This window comes from Streptomyces sp. NPDC052701, assembly GCF_040678355.1.
GTDB lineage: Bacteria > Actinomycetota > Actinomycetes > Streptomycetales > Streptomycetaceae > Streptomyces.
The window spans coordinates 1-10,998 of the sequence record NZ_JBFATO010000061.1; the positions used below are offsets into that span (position 1 = coordinate 1).

Consider the following 10,998-nt stretch of genomic DNA (forward strand, 5'->3'; position numbering starts at 1 on the left):
CCGGGGCCGAGGTCGACTGGGACGGCTTCTACGCCGGCCGGAACGTCACCCGCGTCGACCTGCCCACCTACGCCTTCCAGCGCAAGCGGTACTGGGTCGACGCCCAGGTCGGCGGCAACGTCGCCTCCGCCGGTCTGGACACGGTCGAGCATCCCCTGCTCGGCGCCGCGATCACCCTCGCCGACAGTGACGGCATCGTGATGACCGGACGGCTCTCCCCCCATACCCAGCCGTGGCTCGCCGACCACGTCATCGGCGAGACCATCCTCTTCCCCGGCACCGGTTTCGTGGAACTCGCCCTGCATGCCGCCCACCAGACCGGCTGCGCCCACCTCGAGGAACTCACCCTCCAGGCACCCCTGATCCTCCCGCCCGAAGGAGCGGCACAGATTCAAGTCGCCGTCGGCGGCCCCGGCCCCGACGGAAAACGCACCGTCACCATCCACTCCCGTACCGAAGGCCAAGGGCCCGACGTCTCCGCCCCATGGCTGCTGCACGCCCAGGGCACGGTCGGCCCAGCCGCCCCCAGCGCACCGGTGACGGAACCGGCGGCCTGGCCTCCCACAGGAGCCGAGCCGCTCGCCGTGGACCGTGCCTACGACACCCTGCTGGGCCAGGGCTACGCCTACGGTCCGGTCTTCCAGGGGCTGAAGGCGGCCTGGCGGCGCGGTGACGACGTGTTCGCCGAAGTGGAGTTGCCCTCCGAGGCCGGGGATGCGGCGGGCGGGTTCGGTCTGCACCCGGCGCTGCTCGACTCCGCGCTCCACGCGGCCCTGCTGGCCGGGGGCGCCGACGGGCCGGAGGGATCCGGTGACGGCAGGCTGCTGCCCTTCGCCTGGTCCGGCGTGGAGCTGTACGCGACCGGGGGCTCCGCCCTGCGGGTGCGGCTGTCGCCGGCGGGGAAGAACGCGGTGTCGCTGAAGCTGACCGACCCGTCCGGGCAGCCGGTCGCCGAGGTGCGGTCGCTGCTGTCGCGTCCCGTCACCGACGAGCAGTTGGGCGGGCGGTCCGCCGCCCATGACTCGCTGTTCCGGCTCGACTGGGTGCCGGTACCCCTACCCGTTCCGTCTCCGGCGGCCACCACTGCGCTCAGCGCCGGGCGGTGGGCGGACGTGGTCCACGTCGCGGGCGACGGAACGCTGCCCGAGGTGCCCGACATCGTGGTGCTGCGGTGCGACACAGCGGTCGCCGCGGACGCGGAAGGGATCGGTGGGGCGACCCGGAAGGTCCTCGGAGCGCTCCAGGCGTGGACGGACGACGAGCGGTTCACGTCGTCGTCCGCGACCCTGGCCGTGGTCACCCGGGGCGCGGTGGCGGTGGACGGCGAGGACGTCACGGACCTGGCCGGTGCGGCTGTGTGGGGTCTGGTCCGGTCCGCCCAACTCGCCCACCCGGGACGGGTCGTGCTCGTCGACCTGGACGAGCGGACGGCGGCGGACGGAGCGGCGGTCCCGGTGACGCTGCTGGCTGAGATCCTGGCCTCCGGGGAACCCCAGGTGGTCGTACGCGGCGCGGCGCTCCGGGCGGCACGCCTGGTCCGGGTGCCGGCCGGGGAGGACTCGGTCCCCGCCACCCGCTTCGACGCGGAGGGCCCGGTGCTGGTCACCGGCGCGGGTGGCATGCTCGGGCGGCTGTTCTCCCGGCATCTTGTGAGCCGGTACGGCGTGCGGGAGCTGCTGCTGACCAGTCGGCGTGGCCCGGCTGCACCCGAGCTCGCGGAACTCGCGGACGAACTGCGTGCCCTGGGCGCCGAGGTCGAGGTGGCCGCCTGCGACATGGCCGACCGCGCGGCCGTGACGGCCCTGCTCCAGGGGCGCCGGCTGTCGGCGGTCGTGCACCTGGCGGGCGTCCTCGACGATGCCGCGCTGGCCTCCCTGACGCCGGAGCGCATGGACACCGTGCTGCGGCCCAAGGCCTACGCGGCCCTGAACCTGCACGAGCTGACCGCCCACATGGATCTCTCGGCGTTCGTGACGTTCTCGTCGGCCGCGGGCACCCTCGGCAACGCGGGGCAGGGCAACTACGCCGCGTCCAACGCCCTGTTGGACGGCCTAGCCCAGCACCGCCGGGCCCACGGCCTGGCCGGGCAATCCCTCGCCTGGGGTCTGTGGGAGGGCGACTCCGGCATGGCCGGTGAGCTCGCGGAGGCCGACCGCCTGCGCATGAGTCGCGTCGGTATCGGCGCCCTGACCCCGGAGCAGGGGCTCGCCCTGTTCGACGCGGCTCTGGGCCTCGGCACCCCGGCACTGGTGCCGATCGCGCTGGACACCGCGGTCCTCGCCCGTGCGGGCGAGGACCTGCCCCAGGTCTACCGCGGTCTGGTACGCGGAGTCGTGCGCCGGACGGCCGCGGCCGGTACGGCGGGCGCGCCGGCGGCGCTGCGGACGCGGCTGGCGTCCCTGCCGCCCCAGGAGCGTACGGCGGTGCTGCTGGACGCCGTGTGTGGGCAGGCCGCGTCCGTCCTCGGGCACGAGACCGGCGGGGAGGTGGAGCCCGACCGGGCGTTCAAGGACCTCGGGTTCGACTCGCTGACCGCGGTGGAGTTCCGCAACCGGGTCAACGCGGCCACCGGGCTGCGTCTGCCGGCCACCCTGGTCTTCGACTACCCCAACGCCAGGGTGCTCGCGGAGCGCCTGCACGAGGAGCTGTTCCCGGCGGGCACCGGTGAGGACCCCGCGGTGGAGGAGCAGGTGCGGCGGGTCCTCCAGGCGATCCCGTTCAGCAGGCTGCGCGAGTCCGGGCTGATGCAGGCCCTGCTCGACCTCGGGGGCGAGCAGGGCGGCCTGCCCGCCGATCCGGCGGTCCAGGAGCACGGCGAGGACACCGCGGAGGCCATCGACGGGATGGACACCGAGTCCCTCATCACCATGGCCCTCGACGGACTCGTCGCCGACGACCACGTCTGATGCGGATGTCCGCCGTCCCCGTGACGGGCCGCCCCCGCCCCGCCCGCGCGCGCCACCCCCTCCCGTGTCACCCCTTTCCCGACCCACCCGACCCGACCTCTGGAAGTGGCAGACATGCATGTGGCACCCAGCGCCAAGGGCACCGCGCCCTTCGGTGAGCACCAGACCTGGTTCCGCGTCACCGGCGACCTCCGTTCCGGCCGGCCGCCCCTCGTGGTGGTGCACGGCGGCCCGGGCAGCACCCACGACTACCTCCTGGGCCTCACCGCGCTGGCCGAGGACGGATGGCCGGTCGTGCACTACGACCAGATCGGCAACGGCGGCTCCACCCATCTGCCGGGCCGCGGCGCGGACTTCTGGACCGTGGACCTCTTCCTCGACGAACTCGACAACCTGCTGCGCCACCTCGACATCGCCGACGACTACGTGCTGTTCGGACAGTCGTGGGGCGGCATGGTCGCCGTACGGCACGCCGCCCGGCAGCCCGCAGGACTGCGCGGCCTGGTGGTCGCCAACGCGCCGGCGTCGTACCCGCTGTGGCTGCAGGAGATGAAGGTGCTGCGCGACCAGTTGCCGCCCGGTGTCAACGACACACTGCTGCGTCACGAGGCCGCTGGCACCACCGACAGCCACGAGTACTTCCAGGCCATGCGGGTGTTCTACGAGCGGCACGTGTGCCGGGTCACGCCCTGGCCGCGGGACTTCATGGCCTCGTTCATGGAGGTCTACAACGACCCGACGGTGTACTACACCATGAACGGCCCCAACGAGTTCCACGTCATCGGATCCCTGCGCGACTGGTCGGTGATCGAGGACTGCCCGGACGTACGGGTGCCCACCCTGGTGCTCACCGGAGAGCACGACGAGGCCACGCCGGCGACCCAGCGCCCGTTCGTCGAACTCATCCCCCGGGCCCGCTGGGAGATCGTTCCGGACTCCAGCCACATGCCTCATCTGGAGGCGCCGGAGCGCTTCATGGAAGTGCTGCGCGGCTACCTGGCCGAGCTGGACGGGCATGCCTCCTGACTCACCCCTGCCCCTTCCGGGAAAGCGGGGTTAAGGGCAGGGCAGGGGGGGCCTAGGGGTTCCGGAGGGAATTTATTGATCTACCGTTGATGTCAGCCCCGGGAATATCCACCGCAGGTCGGAGAATGCCTGGGGCGTGTTCCCTGCCTCGAATCACGGAGAGAAATCTATTTCCGTCGGTTCGGACTCCGTGCAGATATTCCGTCAGATTGTCCATGGTGCAGGAGACCGGAGGAAATATCGAATGTCCCAGCTGGCTCTCAGCTCATTCGAGACTGTGCGTTTCCGTGCCCACGGACCGCGCCAGATCGACGAGATCGCCAAGCGCTACGGTCTGCCTGCGGACGTCCGCGAGACGGTGCGCGTGGTGTCCGAAGTGCTGCCCTTCCGGGTGAACGAATACGTACTGTCGCAACTCGTCGACTGGGACAACATCCCCCACGACCCCATCTTCCAGCTGGTGTTCCCGCAGCGGGGCATGCTCGCGGCCGAGGACGAGAGCGCGGTGGCGCGGGCCCTGAAGAGCGGCTCCCGGCCGGAGCTGAGGGCGGCCGTCGGGGAGATCCGCGCGCGGCTCAACCCGCACCCCTCGGGCCAGCGCGAGCTCAACGTCCCCAGCGACGACGGCGTCGCCCTGCCGGGCATGCAGCACAAGTACCGCGAGACGGTGCTCTACTTCCCCGGGCACGGCCAGACCTGCCACAGCTACTGCACGTACTGCTTCCGGTGGGCCCAGTTCGTCGGCGACGCCGACCTGCGGTTCGCCGCCCCCAACCCGGACCGGCTCATCGACTACCTGTGCAAGCACCCCGAGGTCAGCGACGTCCTCGTCACCGGTGGGGACCCGATGGTGATGACGACCGAGCGGCTCCGTTCGCACCTGGAGCCCTTGCTCGCCGTCGAGAGCGTGCGCACCATCCGCATCGGCACCAAGTCGGTCGCCTACTGGCCGCACCGCTTCGTCACCGACCAGGATGCGGACGACGTGCTGTCCCTGTTCGAGAAGATCGTGGACTCCGGCCGCAACCTGGCCGTGATGGCGCACTTCAGCCACCCGCGGGAGCTGGAGACGGACCTCGCCCGCCGGGCGGTGGCCCGCATCCGTGCCTCCGGTGCCCTCGTCTACTGCCAGGCGCCGCTGATCGCCCACGTCAATGACGACGCCCAGGTGTGGAACGAGCTGTGGTGCGCCGAACTGGCCGCCGGCGCCGTCCCCTACTACATGTTCGTCGAACGCGACACGGGCCCCCACGAGTACTTCAAGGTTCCCCTGGCCGACGCGGTGACGATCTTCCAGGACGCCTACCGCGCCCTGCCCGGGCTGGCCCGCACCGTGCGTGGTCCGGTGATGTCCGCGACGCCCGGCAAGGTGGCCGTGGACGGTGTGGTCGACACCCCGCAGGGCCGGCAGTTCCAGCTGCGGATGCTCCAGGCGCGCGACCCCCGGCTGGTCGGCCGGTCCTTCCGCGCCCGCTACTCGCCCGACGCCGCCTGGGTCGACGCCCTCGAACTGGACCCCGACACCCCGTCCGACCTTGTGGCCGCGGTCAACGGCGCCCGCACGACCTGACGGCGGGCGCGATCCGAGAGGAGACGGCCATGACCGGCCGGAACGTATCGCCCAACCTCGCGCTCAACCAACTCGTGGCCGAGCGCAACGCCGTGGGGGAATCACTCGTGCACCTCGGGTTCGGCGAGGCGCGGCTGCCCGCGTTCGCCCCCCTGCTCGACCGGCTGGCGGCGGGAGCCCGGCGCAACGCCTACGGTCCCGTCGCCGGCGCCAGGGACGTCCGTGAGGCGGTGGCCGGATACTTTTCCCGCCGGCGCATGCCCACCGAGGCCGATCAGGTCGTCGTGGCGCCCGGCAGCAAGCCGCTGCTGATGGCCCTGCACATGACCGTCCCCGGTGACGTGCTGCTGCCGCGGCCCTGCTGGAACACCTACGCCCCCCAGGCCCGGTACATGGGCAAACAGGCCATCGGCGTGCCGATACCCGACCAGTGCGGCGGCGTTCCCGAGCCCGCCGCGCTGCGGGAGGCCGTGCGTGCCGCCCGCGTCCTCGGCCACGACCCCCGGATCGTCGTGCTCACCCTGCCAGACAATCCGACGGGCACCCTCGCTCCGCCCGCCCTGGTGCGGGAGATCTGCGCCATCGCGGAGGAGGAGGACCTGCTCATCGTCTCGGACGAGATCTACCGGGACGTCGTCCACGACGCGGCGACGCCGGTGCTGAGCCCGGCCGAAGTGGCACCGCGGCGCACCGTCGTCACCACGGGGCTCAGCAAGAGCCTCGCCCTGGGCGGCTGGCGCATCGGCGCGGCGCGCTTCCCCGAAGGGGCGTGGGGCCGTCGTATCCGCGACGGCGTCGTCTCCGCCGCCAGCGAGGTCTGGTCGACGCTGGCCGGCCCCATGCAGGAGGTCGCCGCCTACGCGTTCGCCGAGCCGCCCGAGATCCGGGACCGGCTGGCGGCCACCGCCCGGCTGCACGGCGTGGTGGCCCGCGAGGTGCACCGTGTCCTCGTCGCCAACGGCGCCCTGTGCCGTCCGCCGACCGGCGCCTTCTACGTCTATCCCGACTTCGAGCCGCTGCGCGCGGAGCTCGCCGGGCTCGGCGTCACCGACTCGCTGTCCCTGCACCGGCACCTGCTGGACGAGTACGGCGTGGTCGTCCTGGCCGGCCATCACCTCGGCGACGCCGAGGGGGCCCTGAGGTTCAAGGCCGCCACCAGCATGCTCTACGGCGAGACCGCCGCGGAGCAGGAGGAGTCCCTCGCCGCGGCCGACCCGCTGGGCCTGCCGCACGTGCGGAACGTGATGACCCGTCTCGAAGAGACCTTCACCAAGCTCGTCCCGTGACCCGCCGGCCCGCGCCCGACGCCCGGCCGCCTACGAGGAGAGAACAGGACAGATGACAACGCAGCCCAACGACCGGACCGGCAGCGCGCTCGTCTTCCCCGGCATGGCACCCACCCGCTTCTCCGACGTGGCGAAGTTCATGCTGATCAACCCGCACGCGCGGCGGCTGCTGAAGACCGCGGACGAGGTGCTCGGCTACTCACTGTTCGAGCGCTACCGCGAAGCCGACGGCGACTACACCGAGTACGCCCAGGTCGCCTTCTTCGTCAACTGCGTCGCGCTGGCCCACTGGGCCGCGGACGAGCACGGCCTGCGCCCCGACGCGGTCGCCGGACCCAGCTTCGGCAGCAAGGCCGCCGCGGTCTTCTCCGGCGTGCTGAGCTTCGCCGACGCGGTACGGATGACCGCGCAGATGGCGCGCTGCGAGAACGACTGGTTCTCCCGGGAGTACCGGGAGGCGGTGACGCTCTCCTTCACCCGGACCCCCCGCGAGAAGCTCGACGAAGTGCTGGCCGAACTGGACGCGCGGGGCGACTGGTACGACATCTCCTGCCACATCGACGAGGACTTCTACATGGTGTCCCTCGACGGCGACAGCGCGGAGTGGATGGAGAAGAAGCTGCGCTCCCTGGGCGGCATGCCCCTGTACACCATGCGGCCGCCGATGCACTGCAGCGTCTTCGGCGCCCTGCGGGACCGCATCGACGAGGAGGTGCTCACCGGGCTCCGGTTCGCCGATCCCGTCCTGCCCGTCGTCGCCGACCAGGACGGCGCGCTGCTGACCACCGGCGAGCAGGTGCGCGGGATGCTGCTCGACGGCTATGTGCTGCCCGTGCGCTGGCCGGACGTCGTCGCGACCCTGCGGGACCGGATCGGTGTCGGACGGATCCATGTCTGCGGCCCCGACAGCCTGTTCGGCAGGGTGGGCATCACGAGCCGCTCCTTCGACGTCGTCCAGGCCAACCCCAGGACGGCCATGCTGCCGCGCCGGGCTGCCGTCGCCGCCTGAAGCGGACGGTGGCGGCAGCCCGGTGCGGGAGCCGGCGGCGCGCCCTCCGGTGACCGGCAGGCCACCGGAGGGCGGTCCCGGGCGACCCGTCAGTGGGCGCGGCTGCCGGCCAGCCCGGACAGTGCCTCCCACAGCGTCTGCGGAGTGGAGAAGTTCTCCATGGTGAGAGCGTCGTCCACGAAACGCACGTCGTAGGCGCTTTCCAGCGCGGCCATCAGTTCCACTGTGCCGAGCGAATCGAGCCCCAGGTCCCGCAGTGCGGCCGAGGAATCCAGAGCCTCTCCGTCACCGAGGAACGGAAGGTGCTTCCGCAGGGTCTCCTCGAACTTTTCGTCCCACATTTTCGATCCTTTCCCAGGGATTTGGGTCATCGCACCGAATATATTCCCGAAAACGCTCCGGCATCAGCGCCGTCACCCCCTAAAAAACCGGCGAAGCCCCTTATTCGGAGAAAGCATGTTGAAGAAGATCGAGGACGCGCTGCACGCGCGATTCCTGCGCGGGCTCGCCGTCTCCGGGCGACGCCCGGCACTCCACACGGGAACGCGGACCTTCACCTACGAGGAGGTCCACGACCTCGCCCTCCAGTGGGCCGGCTCGCTGCTGGCGAACCCGGCCGGCCCCCCTCGGGCCATCGGGGTCCTGGCGGCCAAGGGCATCGAGGCCTACGCCGGAATCCTCGCCGGCCTCTACACCGGGGCCACCGTGGTACCCCTGTACCCCTCGTTCCCCGCGGCCCGGACCCGGAGCATGCTGCAAGATGCGGGCGTCTCGGCGGTGCTGGCCGACGACGCCGGGCTCACCGCCCTGGCCGAGGCGCTGGGCCCCGACTCCGCTCCGCCGGTGCTCGCGCCGCACAGCGCCGCGGGGGACGGCGGCTTCAGCCGCATCACCGTCCACGGCCGCGACGCCCTGGCCGAGCCGCGGCCCGTCGCACCGGACGACCGCGCCTACATCCTGTTCACCTCGGGATCGACGGGCCGCCCCAAGGGCGTGCCCATCTCCCACGGCAGCACCACGCACTACTTCGAGCTCATGGACGCCCGGTACGACTTCGACGCGGACGACGTCTTCTCACAGACCTTCGACGTCAACTTCGACTGCGCGATGTTCGACATGTTCTGCGCGTGGGGCGCCGGCGGCAGCATCCACCCGGTGCCGCTGCTCGCCTTCCGCGACCTGCCGGAATTCGTCGCCGAGCGCCGGATGACCGTGTGGTTCTCCACGCCCAGCACCGTCTCCCTGATCCGCCGGACCGGCGGTCTCGGCCCGGGCACCCTTGCCTCGCTCCGCTGGAGCCTGTTCGCGGGGGAGGCGTTGCGCGAGAGCGACGCCGTGGACTGGCAGGCCGCCGCACCTGCCTCCACCCTGGAGAACATCTACGGGCCGACGGAGCTGACCGTCACGGTCACCGGCCACCGTTGGTCGCCCGAGACCTCCCCGGGACTGTGCGTCAACGGCCTGGTGCCCATCGGCACGGTCCACGAGGGACACGACCACCTGCTGCTCGACGAGGACGACAGGCCCACCGACCACGAGGGCGAACTGGTCGTCACCGGACCGCAGATGACGACCGGATACCTCGACCCCGAACACGACCACGGGCGCTTCCTGCGGCACGACGGACGCACCTGGTACCGCACCGGCGACCGGGTACGGCGACTGGACAACGGGGAGCTGATCTACCTCGGCCGCCTGGACTCGCAGGTGCAGATCCAGGGCTGGCGGGTGGAACTGGCCGAGGTCGAGCACGCCGTCCGCTCCTGCGAGGACGTCCAGGACGCCGTCGCGGTACCCAGGACCACCGACTCGGGCACCGAACTGGTGATCTTCTACACGGGTGTCGAGACCTCTCCGGCGACGCTCGCCGGCCGGCTGCGTGGACTGCTGCCGCAGGGCATGGTCCCCAAGCACTACCGGCACGTCGACGCCTTCCCCCTCAACTCCAACCGCAAGGTCGACCGGAAGCAACTGCGTGCCGAGGCGTCCCTGCCGCTCGGCACCCCGTCCGTCAACTGACCCCTGCCCCACCGCCGACAGCCACACCGCCGTCGTCGCACCCCCGTCGTCGCACCGACGACCCGCTCACCGCACGAACAGGAGAAGACCATGTCCGACAGCATCACCACCGGCACCGAGGCGCCCTTCGCCGAGGTCATCACCGGGCACGCCGACGCCCTGCACCCCGAGGGGTTCGACTGGGACCCCAACCGCCAGGCGTTCCTGGTCAGCTCGACCCGGCACGGCACCGCGTCGATCGTCGATGGCAGCGGCCGCATCACCCCGCTGGTGACCGACCCGGACCCGCGGATCGTGTCGACCGTCGGCATCACCGTCGACGTGCCGCGCAACCGTCTGCTGCTCGGCTACCACGACCTCGGCATCGGTGCCCGCTCCACCCCGGAGACCAACCTGAAGGAATCAGGGATGGCCGTCTACGACCTCACCACTGGCGAGGAGCAGTTCCTGGTCGACCTCGCCCTCGGCCCCGAGCCCATGCACGCAGCCGACCGCATAGCCCTCGCCGAGGACGGCACCGCCTACGTCAGCGACCCGGCGGCGAACAAGATCTACCGGGTGACGGTCGAGGGCAAGGCCGAGGTCCTCGTGGACAGCCAGGCCCTGTCGCCGGGCTGGGAACTGGGCACCGGCGCCGGCGTGATCGGCATCCGCGTCCACCCGGCCGGCTACCTGCTGGCCATGCACTACACCACGGGCCTGCTGGCCCGGGTCTCCACCGAGACCGGCGAGGTCTACCAGGTCGAGCTGGAGGGCGGGCCGATCCTGGGCGGCGACGCCTTCGCGCTGCGCGCCGACGGCACCATGGTGGTCGTCAGCAACAAGCTCGCCAACGAGAACGGCGAGGACGCGGTGACGGTCCTCAGCCCCGTGGACGGGGACTGGTCCGCGGCCAAGACGGTCCACCACCAGCCCTGGCCCGAGCAGAATCCGACGGACGTGCTGCCCACCCCGCACGGCGACTACGTGCTCAGCGGCCGCCCGGAGTACCTCTTCCGCGGTGAGACGGCCGACGACTTCGTACTGCGCCGCATCTGACCGACCGCCACCCCCTCACGACGCAGTCCGGCCGGGCCCCCAGGGGCCCGGCCGCTGCGGCTCCTGAGGGGAAACCTTAAGGGCCCGCAGTGCACGGGCCGCAGGCGTCGGGCGGGGACCGGCCCGAAGCGGACCCCGCCCGGA

General features: G+C 71.6%; 8 protein-coding genes. 7 read left to right on the forward strand and 1 reads right to left on the reverse strand.

Annotated elements, in window-relative coordinates:
- The 5 genes from AB0L29_RS34895 to AB0L29_RS34915 all read left to right on the forward strand — a co-directional run.
- Positions 1 to 2,906 (forward strand): type I polyketide synthase (locus AB0L29_RS34895; RefSeq protein ID WP_365833281.1); only part of this gene is annotated, 2,906 nt, incomplete at its 5' end.
- Positions 2,907 to 3,020: 114 nt separating this feature from the next.
- The gene (locus tag AB0L29_RS34900; protein WP_365833283.1) at positions 3,021 to 3,932 is read left to right on the forward strand and encodes a proline iminopeptidase-family hydrolase; all 912 of its coding nucleotides are present in this window, start codon (positions 3,021 to 3,023) and stop codon (positions 3,930 to 3,932) included.
- A gap of 244 nt (positions 3,933 to 4,176) precedes the next feature.
- Entirely contained in the window at positions 4,177 to 5,502 is a 1,326-nt protein-coding gene (locus AB0L29_RS34905) for a lysine 2,3-aminomutase (RefSeq protein WP_365833285.1), read from the forward strand.
- A 29-nt stretch (positions 5,503 to 5,531) separates the two neighbouring features.
- A complete protein-coding gene (locus AB0L29_RS34910) occupies positions 5,532 to 6,788 on the forward strand; it encodes a pyridoxal phosphate-dependent aminotransferase (protein WP_365833287.1) in 1,257 nt (418 codons plus the stop codon).
- Between the two features lie 52 nt (positions 6,789 to 6,840).
- Entirely contained in the window at positions 6,841 to 7,797 is a 957-nt protein-coding gene (locus AB0L29_RS34915) for an ACP S-malonyltransferase (protein WP_365833289.1), read from the forward strand.
- Positions 7,798 to 7,886: 89 nt separating this feature from the next.
- On the opposite strand, the gene AB0L29_RS34920 is transcribed toward AB0L29_RS34915, so the two are convergent.
- Positions 7,887 to 8,138 carry an acyl carrier protein gene (locus AB0L29_RS34920; protein ID WP_365833290.1) on the reverse strand — a complete coding sequence of 84 codons (252 nt, stop codon included), beginning with the start codon at positions 8,136 to 8,138 and terminating at the stop codon, positions 7,887 to 7,889.
- Positions 8,139 to 8,253: 115 nt separating this feature from the next.
- Here AB0L29_RS34920 and AB0L29_RS34925 point away from each other — a divergent pair, with 115 nt between their 5' ends.
- Both AB0L29_RS34925 and AB0L29_RS34930 read left to right on the forward strand, forming a co-directional pair.
- The gene (locus tag AB0L29_RS34925) at positions 8,254 to 9,816 is read left to right on the forward strand and encodes an AMP-binding protein (RefSeq protein WP_365833292.1); all 1,563 of its coding nucleotides are present in this window, start codon (positions 8,254 to 8,256) and stop codon (positions 9,814 to 9,816) included.
- A gap of 90 nt (positions 9,817 to 9,906) precedes the next feature.
- On the forward strand, positions 9,907 to 10,854 hold the full coding sequence (locus tag AB0L29_RS34930) for a hypothetical protein (protein ID WP_365833294.1): 948 nt from the start codon (positions 9,907 to 9,909) through the stop codon (positions 10,852 to 10,854).
- Positions 10,855 to 10,998: the final 144 nt, after the last annotated feature.